The 17,303-nt window shown below is 62.5% G+C and carries 16 protein-coding genes; 9 read left to right on the forward strand and 7 right to left on the reverse strand.

Annotated features, from left to right (window positions below; all coding sequences use genetic code 11):
• The first annotated feature begins 194 nt into the window (after positions 1-194).
• The 5 genes from M1E12_RS13810 (at position 195) to M1E12_RS13830 (ending at position 5,042) form a co-directional block, all read left to right on the forward strand.
• Entirely contained in the window at positions 195-1,184 is a 990-nt protein-coding gene (locus tag M1E12_RS13810; RefSeq protein ID WP_479562183.1) for an ABC transporter ATP-binding protein, read from the forward strand.
• Entirely contained in the window at positions 1,181-2,131 is a 951-nt protein-coding gene (locus M1E12_RS13815; RefSeq protein WP_479562184.1) for an ABC transporter permease, read from the forward strand. The genes M1E12_RS13810 and M1E12_RS13815 overlap by 4 nt, the downstream gene beginning before the upstream one ends.
• The gene (locus M1E12_RS13820) at positions 2,121-2,936 is read left to right on the forward strand and encodes an ABC transporter permease (RefSeq protein ID WP_479562185.1); all 816 of its coding nucleotides are present in this window, start codon (positions 2,121-2,123) and stop codon (positions 2,934-2,936) included. The genes M1E12_RS13815 and M1E12_RS13820 overlap by 11 nt, the downstream gene beginning before the upstream one ends.
• 69 nt (positions 2,937-3,005) lie before the next feature.
• Complete coding sequence (locus tag M1E12_RS13825; protein ID WP_479562186.1) at positions 3,006-4,430, forward strand: gamma-aminobutyraldehyde dehydrogenase; 1,425 nt, start codon at positions 3,006-3,008, stop codon at positions 4,428-4,430.
• 141 nt (positions 4,431-4,571) lie between these two features.
• Complete coding sequence (locus tag M1E12_RS13830; RefSeq protein WP_479562187.1) at positions 4,572-5,042, forward strand: SH3 domain-containing protein; 471 nt, start codon at positions 4,572-4,574, stop codon at positions 5,040-5,042.
• A 24-nt stretch (positions 5,043-5,066) separates the two neighbouring features.
• Here M1E12_RS13830 and M1E12_RS13835 read toward each other — a convergent pair whose 3' ends face one another.
• From M1E12_RS13835 to tal, 3 genes are all read right to left on the reverse strand, one after another.
• Positions 5,067-8,729 (reverse strand): beta strand repeat-containing protein, encoded by a 3,663-nt coding sequence (locus tag M1E12_RS13835; RefSeq protein WP_479562188.1) that lies wholly within the window; start codon positions 8,727-8,729, stop codon positions 5,067-5,069.
• 420 nt (positions 8,730-9,149) lie between these two features.
• The gene (locus M1E12_RS13840) at positions 9,150-9,542 is read right to left on the reverse strand and encodes a GFA family protein (RefSeq protein ID WP_479562189.1); all 393 of its coding nucleotides are present in this window, start codon (positions 9,540-9,542) and stop codon (positions 9,150-9,152) included.
• A 105-nt stretch (positions 9,543-9,647) separates the two neighbouring features.
• Positions 9,648-10,604 carry a transaldolase gene (tal, locus tag M1E12_RS13845; protein ID WP_479562190.1) on the reverse strand — a complete coding sequence of 319 codons (957 nt, stop codon included), beginning with the start codon at positions 10,602-10,604 and terminating at the stop codon, positions 9,648-9,650.
• 176 nt (positions 10,605-10,780) lie between these two features.
• Between tal and M1E12_RS13850 the strand changes: the two genes are divergently transcribed.
• Both M1E12_RS13850 and M1E12_RS13855 read left to right on the forward strand, forming a co-directional pair.
• Complete coding sequence (locus M1E12_RS13850; RefSeq protein ID WP_479562191.1) at positions 10,781-11,758, forward strand: sugar-binding transcriptional regulator; 978 nt, start codon at positions 10,781-10,783, stop codon at positions 11,756-11,758.
• Between the two features lie 316 nt (positions 11,759-12,074).
• Positions 12,075-12,779 carry a class I SAM-dependent methyltransferase gene (locus M1E12_RS13855; protein ID WP_479562192.1) on the forward strand — a complete coding sequence of 235 codons (705 nt, stop codon included), beginning with the start codon at positions 12,075-12,077 and terminating at the stop codon, positions 12,777-12,779.
• Between the two features lie 22 nt (positions 12,780-12,801).
• On the opposite strand, the gene M1E12_RS13860 is transcribed toward M1E12_RS13855, so the two are convergent.
• Entirely contained in the window at positions 12,802-13,686 is an 885-nt protein-coding gene (locus M1E12_RS13860; RefSeq protein WP_479562193.1) for a methylated-DNA--[protein]-cysteine S-methyltransferase, read from the reverse strand.
• A 79-nt stretch (positions 13,687-13,765) separates the two neighbouring features.
• Entirely contained in the window at positions 13,766-14,260 is a 495-nt protein-coding gene (locus M1E12_RS13865; RefSeq protein ID WP_479562194.1) for a DUF2244 domain-containing protein, read from the reverse strand.
• A 25-nt stretch (positions 14,261-14,285) separates the two neighbouring features.
• Between M1E12_RS13865 and nth the strand changes: the two genes are divergently transcribed.
• Positions 14,286-15,068, forward strand: a complete 783-nt coding sequence (nth, locus tag M1E12_RS13870) for an endonuclease III (RefSeq protein WP_479562195.1) — start codon at positions 14,286-14,288, stop codon at positions 15,066-15,068.
• Positions 15,069-15,077: 9 nt separating this feature from the next.
• On the opposite strand, the gene M1E12_RS13875 is transcribed toward nth, so the two are convergent.
• Entirely contained in the window at positions 15,078-15,797 is a 720-nt protein-coding gene (locus M1E12_RS13875; RefSeq protein ID WP_479562196.1) for a sulfate transporter family protein, read from the reverse strand.
• 63 nt (positions 15,798-15,860) lie between these two features.
• Positions 15,861-16,649, reverse strand: coding sequence for a carbon-nitrogen hydrolase family protein (locus M1E12_RS13880; protein WP_479562197.1), 789 nt, complete (start codon positions 16,647-16,649; stop codon positions 15,861-15,863).
• A gap of 159 nt (positions 16,650-16,808) precedes the next feature.
• Between M1E12_RS13880 and M1E12_RS13885 the strand changes: the two genes are divergently transcribed.
• Positions 16,809-17,297 (forward strand): hypothetical protein, encoded by a 489-nt coding sequence (locus M1E12_RS13885; RefSeq protein ID WP_479562198.1) that lies wholly within the window; start codon positions 16,809-16,811, stop codon positions 17,295-17,297.
• The last annotated feature ends 6 nt before the right edge of the window (positions 17,298-17,303 follow it).

Here is a 17,303-nt window from a genome sequence, read left to right on the forward strand (position 1 = left end):
GTCATCGGGGCACTTGCCCCTCACCCTAACCCTCTCCCCGTAAACGGGGAGAGGGGACTTGCCCCGAAACCACCGCTCTGACTGCTGCCAGCCGACGCTCTGCGAGGCCGGCGGAAGCGCGCCCTTCTCCCCGCTTGCGGGGAGAAGGTGCCGGCAGGCGGATGAGGGGCTACAAAACAATTCTGGAGTCCTTGATGACCGCAGCCGTCTCCTTCTCGAAGGTCTCGCGCCATTTCGGCAGCGTGAAAGCCGTAGACAGCGTCGACCTGACGGTCGAGCCCGGCGAATTCTTCGCCATGCTCGGCCCCTCCGGCTCCGGCAAGACGACCTGCCTGCGCCTGATCGCCGGCTTCGAGCAGCCGACGGCCGGCCACATCGAGATCTTCGGCGAAACCGCCGAGGGCGTGCCGCCCTATCGTCGCAACGTCAACACGGTCTTCCAGGACTATGCCCTCTTCCCGCACCTAAACATCCTCGACAACGTCGCCTATGGCCTGATGGTCAAGGGCGTCGCCAAGGCCGAGCGCCACCGCGAGGCCGAGAAGGCGCTGGAGATGGTGAAGCTCCCCGGCTACGGCGCCCGCAAGCCCGGTCAGCTCTCCGGCGGCCAGCGGCAGCGCGTGGCGCTGGCTCGTGCGCTAGTCAACAAGCCCAAGGTGCTGCTGCTGGACGAGCCGCTCGGCGCACTGGACTTGAAGCTGCGTGAACAGATGCAGGAGGAGTTGAAGAGCCTGCAGCGCTCGCTCGGCATCACCTTCGTCTTCGTCACCCACGACCAGGGCGAGGCTCTCTCCATGGCCGACCGTGTCGCCGTCTTCAACGACGGCAAGATTGTCCAGGCCGGAACACCGCACGAAATCTACAACCGCCCCCGCACCCGCTTCGTCGCCGATTTCGTCGGCTCCTCGAATGTGATTGCACCCGAAGCGATGAAGGCGCTCGGCGGTGAGGCCCGCTGGACGAGCCTGCGTCCCGAAGCCATCCGCATGGTATCGGAAGGCGGTGTCGAGGCGACGGTTCGCTCGACCAGCTTCCTCGGCGCTTCGACCAAGCTCTTCGTCGAGACGGCAGTGACCGCTCTCACGCTCTCGCTCCCCGCAGGCCAGGCTGCGCCTCAAGCCGGCGAAAGCATCCGCATCGCCTGGTCGGCCTCCGACCTGCACTATATGGAGGAGGCCGCATGACGGCGATCTCCGCACCCGCGATTACCCCTGGCCGTCAGGGCCTGATGGGGCGGCTCTCGGATCTGTTCTGGCGGCGGCCCAACCTGCTGCTGGTCCTGATGCTGGTGCCGCCCCTGCTCTGGCTTGGGATCATCTATGTCGGCTCTCTGGTGGCGCTGCTCCTGCAGAGCTTCTTCTCGATCGACGAATTCTCCGGCCTGATCAATTACGAATTCACGCTCGCGACCTATGGCGAACTGCTGCGCCCGGCCAATTTCGACATCATCCTGCGCACGCTGCTGATGTCGGCTGCCGTCACACTGGCCTCCGCCGTCATCGCGTTCCCGATCGCCTACTACGCCGCACGTTATGCCAAGGGCCGCTGGAAGGCCGTCTTCTATCTCGGCATCATGCTTCCGCTCTGGTCGAGCTATCTAGTGAAGGTCTATGCCTGGAAGCTGATCCTCGCCAAGGAAGGCATCCTGACCTGGATCTTCGAGAAGCTGCATCTGACCTGGCTGCTCGATGGGATCCTTGCGATCCCAGTGATCGGTGGCAATTCCCTGTCGATCAGCTATCTCGGTACCTTCATCGTCTTCGTCTATGTCTGGCTGCCCTTCATGATCCTGCCGATCCAGGCAGCCCTGGAACGCGTGCCCGGCAACCTGATCGAAGCCTCGGGCGATCTCGGCGCCGACAGCCGCCAGACATTCCGGCATGTGCTCTTTCCGCTGGCGCTGCCCGGCATCGTCGCGGGCTCGATCTTCACCTTCTCGCTGACCATGGGCGATTACATCATCCCGCAGATCGTCGGCACCTCGCGCCTGTTCATCGGCCAGGCCGTCTATGCCCAACAAGGCACCGCCGGCAACATCCCGCTTGCCGCTGCCTTCTCGGTGGTGCCGATCGTCATCATGGGCATTTATCTGACCATCGCCAAACGCATGGGGGCCTTCGATGCGCTCTGACCGCTCCCAATCCGCAGGCCTTTCGCTCAAGATCGCCGCCGGCGCCGGCCTCGCCTTCCTGCATCTGCCGATCCTCTTGATCTTCGTCTATGCCTTCACGACGGAGGAAAAGAGCTTCCAGTGGCCACCGCCGGGCTTCACCACGAAATGGTTTGCCGTCGCCTGGAACCGTCCTGATATCTGGGAGGCGCTGACGCTGTCGGTCAAGGTTGCGAGCATCGCCACCGTGATTGCGCTGGTGCTCGGCACGCTTGCCGCCGCAGCCGTTGCCCGCACCAAGTTCTTCGGCCGCGAAGTCATTTCGCTGCTCGTGATCCTGCCGATCGCGCTTCCCGGCATCATCACCGGTATCGCCTTGCGCTCGGCCTTTTCGCTGGCGGATATCCCCTTCTCCTTCTGGACGATCATCCTCGGCCACGCCACCTTCTGCGTCGTCGTTGTCTACAACAACGCCGTCGCCCGCTTCCGTCGCACCTCCGGCTCGCTGATCGAGGCCTCGATGGACCTCGGTGCAGACGGCTTCCAGACCTTCCGCCATGTGATCCTGCCGAACATCGCGACAGCGCTTCTCGCCGGCGGCATGCTCGCCTTTGCGCTGTCCTTCGACGAGGTCATCGTCACCACGTTTACCGCCGGCCAGCAATCGACACTGCCGATCTGGATGCTCGAAGAACTGATCCGCCCACGCCAGCGCCCGGTCACCAACGTGGTCGCGATGGTTGTCGTGATCGTCACGTTCCTGCCGATCCTGGCAGCCTACTATCTGACCCGCGATACCGACCAGATCGCAGGCAGCGGCAAATGATGAACCACCGAATCCGTGCGGCCGCGGCCGCCGGTCTCGCAATTGAAGTCTGATAAAAGGGAGAACGACATGGACACCCAGATGCTGATCGGCGCCAAGTTCGAAGCCGGCACAGAGACGGACGAAAAGATCCTGAACCCCAAAACCGGCGAACTCATCGTCGATCTCCCGGAAGCCTCGCTCGCCCAGGTCGAAGCGGCCGTCGACGCTGCCGAAGGCGCCTTCGTCTCCTGGTCGCAGACCACGCCCGGCCAGCGCGCCGGCTATCTGCTGGCGATCGCCGACGCGATCGAAAAGGATGCCACCGCTTTCGCAGCCCTTGAAAGCCTCAACTGCGGCAAGCCGATCAACGCCGTCTTGAACGATGAAATCCCGGCGATCGTCGACTGCTACCGCTTCTTCGCCGGCGCGATCCGCACGCTGCAGGCCCCGGTCTCAGGCGAATATCTGCCCGGCTTCACCTCGATGATCCGCCGCGATGCTGTTGGCGTCATCGGCTCGATCGCCCCCTGGAACTATCCGCTGATGATGATGGCCTGGAAGCTCGCACCGGCGCTCGCCGGCGGCAACACCGTCGTCTTCAAGCCGTCCGAGCAGACGCCACTGACGGCACTCAAGCTCGCCAAGGTCATGGCCGACATCCTGCCGGAGGGCGTCGTCAATGTCGTGCTCGGCCGCGGCGAAAGCGTCGGAAATGCGCTGATCAACCACCCGAAAATCGCGATGGTCTCGATTACAGGCGATATCGCAACCGGCAAAAAGGTGCTGACCGCAGCGGCCAAAACCGTGAAGCGCACGCATCTCGAACTCGGCGGCAAGGCCCCGGTCATCGTGCATGACGATGCCGATATCGACGCTGTTGTCTCGGCGATCCGCACCTTCGGCTATTACAATGCCGGCCAGGACTGCACCGCCGCCTGCCGCATCTACGCAAGCGACAAGATCTACGACCGCTTCGTCGCCGATCTCGCAAGCGCCGTGTCGACCATCAAGTTCAACCAGGCCGACGACGCCGAAAACGAGATCGGCCCGCTGATCTCCAAGCGCCAGCGCGACCGCGTCGAAAGCTTCGTGACGCGCGCTGCCGAACACAAGCACATGGAAGTCGTGACCGGCGGCAAGCTCGGCTCCGACAAGGGCTTCTTCTACACGCCGACCGTCATTGCCGGCGCAACGCAGGACGACGAGATCGTCCGCCGCGAAGTCTTCGGTCCGGTCGTTTCCGTCACCCGCTTCACGGAAGCCGAACAGGCCGTCGCCTGGGCCAATGACAGCGACTACGGCCTTGCCTCCTCCGTCTGGACCAAGGACATCTCCCGCGCCATGCAGACCGCCGCCAAGCTGCGTTACGGCTGCACCTGGATCAACACGCATTTCATGCTCTGCAACGAGATGCCCCATGGCGGCATGAAGCAGTCCGGCTATGGCAAAGACATGTCGCTCTACGCGCTGGAAGACTACACCGCCGTCCGCCACGTGATGATCGCGCACTGACTTCGCGGGGCCTGCGGGGCGCGAAGGGTGGGATATCCGATAAGGAATCCTGCCCTTCGACGGCGCGTTTACCCTGACCGACCAAACCGGTGGCACCGCGGCGCTCTCCTCCGTATCATCGGGCGGAATCAGGAGAGCGACATGCGCGGCGAGCTGAACGAGACCGGATACAGGCACCAGAAGACCGTCACGGCGATGGCGGTCGTTCTGTTCGCGGCCACGCTTCTTGCCACCTCATCGATGGCACAAGAGCCTCAGGTGATCCCTGCCCCGGACATCGACGGCGGCGGCTTGATGCTGGACAGCTATCTCTGGCACGTCCGCGGCCTGCCCCCGGGCCAACGCCTCCCGGTCTATTCCGGCGCCGGGCCGACTTTCCGCATCATTCATGCGCTCGAAGAGGGAACGCCGATCGAGCGGCTCTCCTGCAAGGACAGCCGGGGCGGCTACTGGTGCCGCGTCGCGACCGTTGATCTCCCCCGCATCTCAGGCTGGGTGGATGGCCGCTTCCTGCTCGAAGAACCCGGCTTTGCCCCACCCGATGACATCCGCAATCCGAGATACGAGCCGGAGATCCTGATCGACCCCTTCGCCCGACCAAGACGCCCCTGAGGCGCAGCCTGGCAACCCCGGGGATCAGATCTCCTGGTAGGCCGCGAGCACAGCCGCGAGCTGGTGGTCGTTCATGGCCTGGACCTGCGGCGTCGTCAGGGCGAGAAGCTGGGAGGTGCTGAGATCACCGATGTCATCCGTCGACAGTCCGGCAATTGCCCCGGTACCGATGGCCGCGATGTCAGCAGTGGAGAAGAGCTGCAGATCCGCACTCTCCAGGGCGCGGATCGCAGCCGAGCCGAGGGCGGCAACCTGTGCTGGGGTCAGGGCCTCGATCTGTGCCGTGGTCATGGCGACAAGCTGCTCGGTCGAGAGCGCACCGATGACCCGCGAGTTGAGCGCTGCGACCTGATCCGTGTTCAAGGCGACGATGCTGTCGGTGGATAGGGTGCGAATCTGTGTCGAGGACAGAGCGGCAAACTGACCACTGGAGAGGCCTGCGACCTGGCTGGATGTCAGCGCCCGCACCTGTGCCGTTGTCAGAGCGCTCACCTGCGCCGAGGTCATGGCGGCGAGCTGGGCGCTGTCGAGAGCGGCAATGTTTGCCGTCGACAATCCGGCGATCGCGCGCGCATTGATGGCAGCGATGTCGCTCGGGTCGAGAACATCGATATCTTCGGTCGTCAGTCCGGCCACGGCCGCACTGGACAGCAGCGCCAGCAAGGCTGTCGTCAGAGACCCGATCTGCTCGGAAGACAGGGCCTGGATCTGAGTGGAGCTGAGGCCTGCGAAGGCACGGCTGTTGATCGCCGCCACCTGGCTGGTGGAGAGAGAGGCGAATGTATCCGTCGAAAGCGCCCGCAGTTGAGTACTGCTGAAGGCACCGATGGCGGCCGTCGTCAGACCGTCGAATTGTTCGCTGCTCAGGCCGCCGATCTGTGCCGTTGTCAGCGCGGCCGCCTGGGCGGAGGTGAGACCGGCGAGTTGGGCCGTGTCGAGGGTCGCGAAGGAGGACGGGGCGATGGAGGCGATGGTGCGCGTGCTCAACACGCCGAGTTCCGACGAGGAAAGCGTATCGAGCTGGGCGCTAGCCAAAGGCGCGCTGCCCAGCGCCGAAAGCTGCGCGGTGGAAAGAGCCGCAAATTCGGCGCTGCCGATGGCGGACCACAGGGTACTGCCAAGGTCTCCAATGGCGCGCGTGCTCAGCGATTGCATCTGCGCTGTGGACAGAGAGCCGAATTGCTCCGACGTCAGCGACCGAAGCTGGGTGCTGGTGAGCCCGGCAACGGCGGCCGTCGAGAGGAAATCGATCTGCGCGCTGGTGAGACTGTCGATTTGTGCCGTCGTCAGCGCCGCGGCCTGAGTGCCCGTAAGGCTCGAGATCTGCTCGGAAGTGAAGGACGCGATGCTACTGGTGGAGAGCGCTGCAATCACGCGAGAGGGCAGAGCGGCAATCTCGGACGAGGTCAATGTGCTGATGGCGCCGGTCGTCAGGGCGCGGATCGCCGACGAACTCAGGGCGCTGAGCTGCTCGGTCGTCAAGGCATCGAAGGTCGCCGTGTTCAAGGCGGAAACCTGCTGGGATGTCAGCGCGCCAATAGACCTTGTGCTGATGGCCCCGATCTGCGCGCTATCGAGCAGAGCGAGTGCCGCAGTCGAAAGTGCAGCCACCTGACTCGACGAGAGCGTGGCAATTTGGCCCGTCGTCAAGGCACTCAGCTGGGTGCTGTTCAGAGTGCCGATGATGGCGGTTGAAAGTGCGACTATCTGGGCCGAGCTGAGCGCAACCAGCTGACCTGAGGTCAGGCTGGCGAAGGCGCTGGTGGAGAGACCGGCGAGAGACCGGGCATTCAGCGCGGCTATATCGGCGGAATCGAAGGTCGAGAGATCATCCGAGCCGAGTGCGGCGACCGAGGTCGAGGAAAGCGCCGCAATCTGTGCGCTCGACAGCGCCGCGATCTGCGCCGACGTCATGGCCCCCACCTGCGCGGAATTCAGCGCGGCCACGGCGCGGGTGCTCATCGCCCCGATCAGCGCAGTCGACAGGTTGCCGATGACAGCCGATGAAATCCCGGGCACGGCGGCAGGGCTGATGGCCGCGAACTCGGATGTGGAGAAGGTGGAGAGGTCGCCCGAGGAGAGTGCTGCAAGGTCACTGGAGGAGAGTGCCGCAATCTGTGTCGATGTCAGCGCCTCGATCTGATCGCTGGACATTGCATCGAGCTGGGCGCTGGTGAGAGCACCGACAGTCCGGCTGCTCAAGGCCGCGATCTGTGGGGTGGACAGCGTTGTGATGTTGACGCTGCCCAGGGCGACGATCTGAGCCGACGTGAGTGCTGCCACCTGGGCCGTGGTGAGGCCGTCAATCTGGGCGCTGGTAAGCGCTGCGATCTGCGCCGTCGTCAGGCCGGCCACCTGGCCGGAAGAGAGAGCCGCCAGCTGCGTGGAAAGCAGGGTCGCGATCTGCGCGGTCGACAGCGCCTGAAGGGCGCGCGTGTTCAGGGCCGCGAATTCGGTCGAGGAGAAATTTGCCAGATCGTCCGTCCCGAGCCCGGCCACGCCCGTCGAAGACAAGGCGGCAATCTGCAAGGTCGAGAGCGCCGCGACCTGCGCACTGTCGAGCGCCGCGATGGTGGCTGAGCCGAGCGTGGCGATCACGCGGGTCGAAAGACCGCTGATCTGCTCGGTGCTGAGCGACAGCAAGGTGCCAGAGCTCAGGGCGTTCACCTGAGCGCCAGACAGACCTGCAAGTTGAGCAGAGGTAAAGCCGTCGACCTGCTCGGAGGTCAAAGAAGCGATCTGCGCCGTGGTGAGCGCAGCGAGCTTGCCGGAACTGAGCGCGGTGAGCTGGGCGGATGTCAGCGAGCCGAAGACATCAAGCGAAAGCCCAGTCAGCGCCCGTGTCGCGATGGCAGCAACATCATCGGCCGAGAGCACGTCGATATCTTCAGTACCGAGCCCCTTGATCGCGGTGGACGTCAACGCTGCCAGCTGGACACTCGTCAGAGCGTCCACTTGCCCCGTCGACAGGGCGGCAACCTGCGTGGAAGAGAGAGCAGCAACGGCACCGCTCCTCAGTCCAGTGATCTGATCGGTTCCCAGGGATGCAAGTTTGTCGGCGGCAAGCACGGAGATCTGTCGCGACGTCAGGCCCGAGAGTTGCAGCGCGGAGAGGCCGTCGATCTGGCTGGTGCTGAGATTGGCGATGACAGCGGTGGAGAGAGAGGCGATCTGCGCCAAAGTCAGGCCGGAGAGCTGGCTGCTGGTGAAGGCTGCAAAGTTGGCGGAGGAGAGGCCTGCCAGCGCACGGGTGGACAGCGCTGCCAGCTCGGCGGAGGTGAGCGTCGCGATATCGTCCGTTCCAAGGCCGGCGAGCGCCAGGCTTGTCAGGGCGCTCAATTGCGATGTTGACAGGGCATCGAACTGGTCTGCGGAAAGCGCTGCGATCTGAAGAGAGGACAGCGCACCAAGCTGACGGCTATCCAGCCCGATCATCTTGGCACTGTCGATGACGGCAAGCTGATCGATGGTGAGGCCACGCACCGCTGCGGCCGAGACGGCCCGCAGCTGGCTGGATGAAAAGCCATCGAAATCATCGGTCTGAAAGGCGGAAATCTGCTTCGATGACAGGGCGGCGATCTGAGCCGAGCTCAGCGCACCCACATCTTCGCTGGTGAACGACGCAATCGTCGACGTTGCCAGCGTCCTGATCTGATTGATGCTCATCGAAGGAATGATCGTAGCCATCAACGCCTGCCCTAAAAACCAATGGATCGAAAAAGCATTGCGACCAGCGACAGGCTCGCATCTCCTTTCGAATCACGCGAAACCTTCAAGACGCCTGCCGGGCACGCGCAGAAGAGCGAGCGACAACAGACAATTGCGGACGCAATTTCAGTGAAACATGGCTGGATTAGAGCCTGAAAGCGGAGAGCGCTTCATGCAGCAGGTTCGAGCCCTGCCTCCCCACCATGACAATGACCCTGGTCGGCTGACCCGAACCTTACGCTGCGAACCAAGAGCAGATTCGCATACGCGTCATGGCTGCGATATGAATCAGAAATTAACCTTTCGTCAATGCTTAAGGCAGCGCTTTTACAGCCTATGGTCGATTATTCAGCCAACACAAGCAATTGATCGGACGCAGTGCATTGGCAGAGACCAGCTTTATGCCTCCTCTCGCCCCTCTCCCGGCCGATCCCGCTCGTACCGTTCCTCAACCGGAAATGCGGGAAGCCAGCTCTCCCGCCGAATGGTCCAGAGTTCGTATGTCGGTTGTAACACGTTGATGTCGTCTAGGGCGCCGAGATGAAGCTCGAGTTCGGCCCCGCTGCGGTTGAAGACGCGCGAGCCGCATGTAGAACAGAAACAGCGGCCGTCATACATCTGAGGCTCACCGGAAACCCGGACCTGCGCTGCCGGATAGATCGCCGCGGCGAAGAACAGCGCGCCGTGATACTTGCGGCAGTCGAGGCAATGGCAGATGCCGACGCGGTCGGGCTGTCCTTCCGCCTCGAACCGCACCTTGCCGCAAGCGCAGCCACCCGCAATGATCGCCATATCCGATCTCCCTTCCGGTCCTGATCCATCGATCGACAATAAGAAATGGCCGCAGCTTGCGCCACGGCCATCTCCGAACTCGGATCTGACGGATCGGTTGCCTGATCAGGCAGCAAGCGCCTTGGCGATCTGGCCGCGCAGGGTGTCCATATCCTTGGCGAATCCGCGAATGCCCTCAGCGAGCTTTTCGGTCGCCATGGCGTCCTGGTTCATCGCCCAGCGGAAGGCCTTCTCGTCGAGCGAGACATGCGGCTCAGCCTTCACAGTGTCGGGCGAAAGCGCGCGGGCAAGCGTGCCTTGATCTGCATTCAACTCGTCGAGCAGCTGCGGGCTGATCGTCAGTCGGTCGCAACCGGCCAGCGCTTCGATTTCACCGGCATTGCGGAAGGAGGCACCCATGACGATCGTGCCGATGCCGTTCGCCTTGTAGTAATTGTAGATCGAGCGGACCGAGACCACGCCCGGATCGGTCTCGGCGGTATAGTCCTGGCCGGTGGACTTCTTGTACCAGTCGAGGATGCGGCCGACGAACGGCGAGATGAGGAAGACTTTGGCCTCGGCGCAAGCGATTGCCTGGGCCTTGGAAAAGAGCAGCGTCAGATTGCAGTCGATGCCTTCCTTCTGCAGGATTTCGGCGGCGCGAATGCCTTCCCAGGTCGAGGCGAGCTTGATCAGGATGCGATCCTTCTCGATGCCGCGCTCCTTGTAGCCGGCGATGATCTGGTGCGCCTTCTCGACCGATGCCTTGGTGTCGAAGGAGAGATCGGCATCGACTTCGGTCGATACACGGCCGGGGACGAGCTCGGCAAGCGCGGCACCGACGGAAATCGCCATGCGGTCGGCGATCGCACCGATCACGGCATCGTCCTGACCGCCCTTGGCCTTGCCCCAGCTGATCGCCTCCTGGAAGGCTTCCTGGAAAGCATCGGTGCCGAGCGCCTTCAGAACGATCGACGGATTGGTGGTGCAATCGACCGGCTTCAGGCGGCGGACGGCATCGATGTCGCCGGTGTCGGCGACCACGGTCGTCATGGAACGAAGCTGTTCGAGTTTCGAGGTCATCAGGTCATCCTTCGGCTGCGCGAAAAGGGGTTGCGACCGCTGGCGGACCACCGGCCTTGTAGCCCGGACTATCACCGTCTGATCATGGCGAAGTCAAGACATTTGTCCTTTGAAATTGACATAAGTACCAACCAAACCGATAGTGCTGGATGGAAGTTCCGAAATTGAGAAGAAACTTGGCAAAGCTCCGACGCGACACCCATTCAAGCCATTCGGACGCTGGCGCGCTCCGCATCCGCGCCGCCTGGCTCTATTACAACGAGGGCCTGACGCAGAAGGATGTGGCGGACAGGCTCGGCATCAGCCGGTCGACCGTAATCCGCATGCTGGAAGAAGCGCGCAAGCGCGCCGAGGTGCAGATCTGGATCAGCGACGGCGTTGCCGATTGCGTCGATCTCGCGCTGCGCCTGGAAAAAGCCTATGGCCTGGACGAAGCCGTGGTTGTGCCCTCACCGGATACCCGGGATGCTGCCGCAATTGCCAAGGCGGTGGGGCTGGCGCTCGGCCAATTTCTGACCGAAGTTATCACCAATGACATGACGATCGGCGTCGGCTGGGGCCGCACCATGACGGCCTCGCTCGCCGGTTTCCGGCCGCCGAACCGCGAAAACTGCAAGGTCGTCTCCCTGCTCGGCGGCATCGTCGAGGTCCGCCAGACCAATCCGATCGACTATACCTGGCGGCTGGCAAGCCAGCTCGGCGCCGAATGCTACATGTTCTTGGCCCCGCTTCTCGTTGACAGTGTCGCGACAAAACGCGCGCTGATCGAAGACTGCGGCCTCAAGGCGATCTACGACCTTGCCGAAAACCTCGATCTCGCCATCGTCTCCTGCGGCGATATTGGCCCGCATTCCACCTCGCTCTCGGAAGGCTTCATCAGCCACCAGACGCTGACTGAACTGGTCGACGCAGGCTGCGTCTGCGACACCATGTTCAACTTCCTCGACAAAGACGGCCGCTCCGTCGCACACCCGATCAACGAGCGGGTGATGTCGGTTGATCTCGACACGCTGAAGAAGGCGAAACACATCGTGCTCTCCTCCGGCGGTGCACACCGCGCGAGAGCCATCCGCGCGACGATCAGGCGGATCGGGTGTAATACGCTGATTACGGATGAAGCGGCAGCGCGGGAGTTGTTGGGGCTGGCGGAATGAACGGTGTTTGACGGCAGCAGATCTCCCGATTAGGAGGATGCATCGTCACTGCCATGGGGTAAACATCTTGGCTCAGCGCCTTCTCCGCAACTTCCGATACGGCAAAACCTTCGCTTTCCTCAGGCGCCTGACCAGCAGCCGCTCGAAGAGCATCAACACTGTCAGGAAGCTTTACCTCGGATATGGCCTTGATAGTAGGCCATGCGTCCTGTGTGACGGAACTGAATTCACACTCATCTGTGAGGGTGATCGCTATGGTTTCGATCTCGATAAGCAAATTTGCAATCGTTGCGGCCTAGTCCAGACGAGCCCCGCGGTGAAGAAGGACTTCCTGAACGTTTTCTACCGGGACCACTACCGACGACTTTATACGAAAAAAATGGATGTCGACCATGCCGCGCTCGTGAACGAACAGCGCGAGAAGGGCAACCGCTTCATAACTTTCCTGAAGAACACGCCAGCGGCAGAACATCTGTCCAGTCTGGCAGTCATCGAATTGGGTTGTTCATCCGGAGGTATTCTGGAGCAATTCAGGCCTCATTGCCGCAGCGTGCAGGGATGCGACTTGGACGTAGAGGCGGTGCGCTACGGTACGGAGAAACTCGGGCTCAACCTTGAGGTAGCGGAATTTCCTAGTCACTTGCCTGATGGGCCACGCTTGTTCATCCTGTCGCATGTCCTCGAGCACACGCATGATCCATTAGCCTCACTGAGGCAGATTAAATCACTGATGTCGTCGCAGGATTATCTCTTCATCGAAGTGCCTGGCATCAACATGGTGGCCAAAGGTACTTATAAGAACGACCTGAAGTCGTACTTTCACCTAGCCCATGTCTGCGATTTCTCCGAAGGAACACTGCGCGCTCTTGCCGCCCGTGCGGGGTATGAGGTTCTAAGCTGTGATGAAACGGTGACGGCTTTGCTCCGTTCCTCAGATAAAGATGAATTCCCGTGGCAGCGGAACGAGAAGGACACTCCGGAAAACATTCTGCGGATTGAGGCAACCCGCAAAAGGCGCTAGGGCCGGCACAGCTCAGCCCCCCTCAGGCCTTCCCCGCTTCCCAGCCCAGCATGGCCCGCTTGCGCGTCAGCCCCCAGTGATAGCCCGTCAGCGCCCCGCTTTTCCCGAGCGCCCGGTGGCAGGGCACCACGAAGGAGATCGGGTTGCGGCCGACGGCTGCTCCCACGGCGCGGCTGGCGGTGGGCTGGCCGATCTTGCAGGCGATATCGGAATAGGTCACGGCGCGGCCGAGCGGGATGGCGAGCAGGCTCTCCCAGACCCGGATCTGGAAATCCGAGCCGATCAGCACGACCCGCAGTGGCTCGTCCGCCGACCAGCGCTCGGGATGAAACACACGCGCCGCATAGGGCGCGGTGGCCTCGACATCCTCCACATAAAGCGCGTTCGGCCAACGCTGCGTCATGTCCTCGAAACACGCAATCTCCCCACCCGGATCAGCGAAGGCGAGCCCCGCCAGTCCGCGGTCGGTGATCATGACCAGCGCCAGACCGAAAGGCGACGGGTGATAGCCGTAGCGGATGGTCAGGCCCGCCCCGCGTGCCTTCCATTCCCCCGGGCTCATCGCCTCATGGGTCACGAAGAGGTCATGCAGGCGCCCCGGCCCGGACAGTCCGAGCTCGAGCGACGTCTCCAGCAGCGGCAACTCCTCTCGCCCGAGCAACCGCTTGGCGTGATCGAGCGTGACAGCCTGCAGAAAGGCTTTTGGCGAGAGCCCTGCCCATCGCGTAAAGGTCTTCTGCAACTGTGTCGGCGACTGGCCGAGCCGCTCGGCGATCAGCTCCAGCGACGGCTGGCTCTGATAGTCGAGCGTCAGCATCTCGATCACCTGCCGCACGGTCTCGTAGTCGGAGCCGTCGGGCGTGATATCCGTAGTGCGCGAAAGATCGATCTGTTGGGCGAGCGTCATGGCGAAATCCTCATTTCGTCAGGACTTCACCACGACACGAGGCCGGATACCACCCGTTTCTTGCCTGCCATGAGAGAGGTCAGATCCGCTGCTTCGCCGTGGCGAGGGCGCCTTTGAAGGCCTTGGCGAAACTTTCGCGGTCGTCGGGATTGAGGAAGGAGCCGACATCCGTCTGCCGACCCTCGCCGGCAACGCCCATGGCGGTGATGCCGAATTCCTCATGCCGCTGCACGAAGAAGCGCGCCCAGAGTGTCTTGAACCTGTGCTCGGTCATCCGGCCGGCCGGCGTGAATTTCCGGATGGAGAGGCTGGTGCGCGAAACGGTCACCTCTTCCCGTGCCCGTGCAGCGCGGTAGTTCAGCCAGAAGGCACCGTAGAGCAGGAGAAAGTCGAGGCCGAAAAACAGCCCGATCGGCCAGGCCCCGGTTGCCATGAAGAAGATCGCATGGATAAAGCAGACGGTCCCGGTGATGGCGAAGAGAATGCGATAGCCCTTGCGGCCAAGCGACCGGTAAGGCGTCAGTTCCGCTGCGAAAATCGGCTGGTCTGCCGCCTGCTCGAGATTGCCTTCCATCACCGCGCCCGACTATAGGTTTTCCATGACTGAAGCGAAGCCCAAATCCAGCACCCAAACTTTGAAAAAGTCAAATCCGGGGACCCGTCGCAAGCCGGCGACACGCCGTCGCACGGCTTATTCCAAAGCCGAACTGGAAGAGATGTTCCGCCGCTTCTCAATCCAGAGACCGGAGCCCAAGGGCGAGCTGGAACATGTCAATCCGTTCACGCTGGTCGTCGCCGTGGCGCTCTCTGCCCAGGCAACCGATGCGGGGGTAAATAAGGCCACGCGCGCCCTCTTCAAGGTGGCCGACACGCCGGAAAAGATGCTGGCGCTCGGAGAAGAGAAGGTCCGCGATTACATCAAGACGATCGGGCTCTACCGCAACAAGGCGAAGAACGTCATCGCCCTTTCCCAGAAGCTTGTCGATGACTTCGGCAGCGAAGTGCCCCGAACCCGCGAGGAACTGGTGACGCTGCCCGGCGTCGGGAGAAAGACCGCCAATGTCGTGATGTCCATGGCCTTCGGCATCCCCACGATGGCCGTCGACACGCATATCCTGAGGATCGGCAACCGCATCAAGCTCGCACCCGGCAAGACGCCTGATGAGATTGAGGACATCCTGATGCGGATCATTCCGGAGCAGTATCTCTTCCACGCCCACCACTGGCTGATCCTGCACGGACGCTACTGCTGCAAGGCAAGGCGTCCCGAATGCGAACGCTGCGTGATCGCCGATATCTGCAAGTCGCCGGAAAAGACTTGCGACATCCCCGCGCCGCTCGTCGAACTGCCACCGCAGATCTTCAACGCGAGCGAGGAATGAGACCGTCGATCAGCTCGGCATTTTCGGCACACGATCCCGCGCCGTCAGTGCCTTGTGCAAGTGCACCATCAGGCCGGCTGCAAAGAGCGGCGTCAGCAGGTTGACGATCGGTACGGCGAGGAAGAGGGCTATGACGAGACCCGCCATGAACACGGTGCCGGAATGGCGCGAGCGCAGCAGCTTCGCCTCTTCCGCGCTCCTGAAGCGCATGGCGGCGAATTCGAAGAATTCGCGACCCAGCAGGTAACCGTTCACCAGGAAGAAGGCGATGATGTTGATGCCGGGGATGAACAGCAGCATCAGCGCAATCAGGTTGCCGACGATCACGACACCGAAGAACTTGATCGAGGCGACGATCGCCTCGCCCATCGGCATGGCCTTGCCCGGCGGATCATGCGGATAATCCCGCTTCTCCACCACTTCGGCGACATCATCGAGGAAGAGACCTGCGATGATTGCCGTGACGGGCGACAGGAGGAGCGCCAGACCCAGCGCAAGCCCGATGCTGGCGAGGATCCCGAAGATGAAGGTCAACCAGCCGGCCCAGTCCGGCAGTTCCGGGATGAAGCCCTGCAGCAGCGGCATGATGAAGGCGATGAAGCTTTCGCGCAGACCGAACCACAAGCCGATCAGAACCAGGATCGTCAGGCCCAGCGTCTTCCAGAAGACGGTGCGCGTCTCCGGGGCAAACAGGTTGCGCAGCGACTTGGCGGCGGCGTCGATAATCATCGGTGTCTCCTACATCTGTCGTCGTGATGTAGGGGCGAGCCGTGCCGACTGCAATCCGGACCGTCAGCCGAGACGGTAAAGCCCCGGCCGCCGGTCGGTCAGATACGGGTTCTGCGCCTTCGCATCATCATAAGCGGTCGGGTCGATCTCGGCCACCAGCAGCGTCTCGCGCATGCCCGCGCGCGCCAGCTCGTCGCCATCGGGTGCCAGGATGACGGAGCGACCGCCATAGGAAAGGCCGTTCTCGTCACCGCAGAGATCGGCATAGACGACGAAGACGCCGTTTTCGAAAGCCCGGGTCGGGACCACGGTATCGGCAACCCGCCGGCTGATGATGCCCTCCGGCAGGGCGGTCGGAACGATGATCAGTTCGGCACCGGCAAGAGCAAGGCCGCGCACATTTTCCGGAAACTCCACGTCGTAGCAGATGAGCATGCCGGTCCTGATGCCGTTCAGGTCAAAAACATGCGGTGGCTCGTCGCCCGGCACGAAGGCTGCCCGTTCGCCTTCACCATAGAGGTGGCTCTTGCGATAAAATTCCTTGCTGCCGTCCGGCCGCACCAAGACCGAGGAATTGAAGACCTGGTTGCCGTCGCGTTCCGGAAAGCCGGCGCAGATCGCAAGCCCGCAATCGGCAGAGATCTCAGTCAGCGCACCGATGATTGAACCGTCCCGCTCTTCGGCAAGCTCTTCGAACCGGGCGCCAAGCGCATAGCCGCTGGTGCAAAGTTCCGGCGTCACGAGCAGTTCGGCCCCCATCTCGGCAGCGGCCATTGCGGCCTGGGCGATCTTGCCGATATTGCCCGGCACATCGCCGGAAAGAGGCTGCATTTGATAGAGGGAGATCAGCATGGGACGCACCTGTTGCCTTGTGGCGGGGAGCCGACGTTAGAGCCGCAGGCCTAGCCGAAGCAAGCGGCAACTCCAAGGCAGACATTTGGACCGTTGCCTTTCTCCTCGGCAACCTTATCTTGTTGGCATGGAACCCGGTTTGAAGACCAGACGGCCGTGATGGCCTTTATCATCGTCGCAGCGCTGGCCTTGCTGCTGGTCGAGCTTTTCCTGAGGAGACGCCCCTGGGCGATGGCGCTCGCCGCGGCCATAGCGGCCATCGGCACTGTGGTGTGGATCTTCAGCGACTACCAGTCCCGCAGCCAAAGGAGCGCCGCCTCCTCGGTCACCGTGACGGTCGAAGGGAACGGCACCACCTGCGTCGACCCGGACTTGCCAATCGCGGCAACGCTGACCAATGATTCCACTCGTGGGGTCAATCGCCTGGCCTTTGATCTTTTCGGCCGTGAACCCGGACGGAGCAAGATCCTTTACCGCGGCACACTGCGCCATGACCGGCCACTTGCACCGGGCCAAACGGTCGTGCGATGCTACGCGCTTCTCTATCATGGCTTTGCCCATCCCCGCCCGCAGATCGTCGATGCGACGAAATACGAGTGGACGGCCCATGTCTCGTTTGTCGGTTTCGGACAGGCTCCGCCGGAGTGATCCGAA

The organism is Rhizobium sp. K33, assembly GCF_056501445.1.

Excerpts from the sequence above, each read along its gene's own strand:
- M1E12_RS13810 (WP_479562183.1), top strand. The coding sequence starts at position 195 with ATGACCGCAGCCGTCTCCTTCTCGAAGGTCTCGCGCCATTTCGGCAGC.
- M1E12_RS13815 (WP_479562184.1), top strand. The coding sequence starts at position 1,181 with ATGACGGCGATCTCCGCACCCGCGATTACCCCTGGCCGTCAGGGCCTG.
- M1E12_RS13820 (WP_479562185.1), top strand. The coding sequence starts at position 2,121 with ATGCGCTCTGACCGCTCCCAATCCGCAGGCCTTTCGCTCAAGATCGCC.
- M1E12_RS13825 (WP_479562186.1), top strand. The coding sequence starts at position 3,006 with ATGGACACCCAGATGCTGATCGGCGCCAAGTTCGAAGCCGGCACAGAG.
- M1E12_RS13830 (WP_479562187.1), top strand. The coding sequence starts at position 4,572 with ATGCGCGGCGAGCTGAACGAGACCGGATACAGGCACCAGAAGACCGTC.
- M1E12_RS13835 (WP_479562188.1), bottom strand. The coding sequence starts at position 8,729 with ATGGCTACGATCATTCCTTCGATGAGCATCAATCAGATCAGGACGCTG.
- M1E12_RS13840 (WP_479562189.1), bottom strand. The coding sequence starts at position 9,542 with ATGGCGATCATTGCGGGTGGCTGCGCTTGCGGCAAGGTGCGGTTCGAG.
- tal (WP_479562190.1), bottom strand. The coding sequence starts at position 10,604 with ATGACCTCGAAACTCGAACAGCTTCGTTCCATGACGACCGTGGTCGCC.
- M1E12_RS13860 (WP_479562193.1), bottom strand. The coding sequence starts at position 13,686 with ATGACGCTCGCCCAACAGATCGATCTTTCGCGCACTACGGATATCACG.
- M1E12_RS13865 (WP_479562194.1), bottom strand. The coding sequence starts at position 14,260 with ATGGAAGGCAATCTCGAGCAGGCGGCAGACCAGCCGATTTTCGCAGCG.
- nth (WP_479562195.1), top strand. The coding sequence starts at position 14,286 with ATGACTGAAGCGAAGCCCAAATCCAGCACCCAAACTTTGAAAAAGTCA.
- M1E12_RS13875 (WP_479562196.1), bottom strand. The coding sequence starts at position 15,797 with ATGATTATCGACGCCGCCGCCAAGTCGCTGCGCAACCTGTTTGCCCCG.
- M1E12_RS13880 (WP_479562197.1), bottom strand. The coding sequence starts at position 16,649 with ATGCTGATCTCCCTCTATCAAATGCAGCCTCTTTCCGGCGATGTGCCG.
- M1E12_RS13885 (WP_479562198.1), top strand. The coding sequence starts at position 16,809 with ATGGCCTTTATCATCGTCGCAGCGCTGGCCTTGCTGCTGGTCGAGCTT.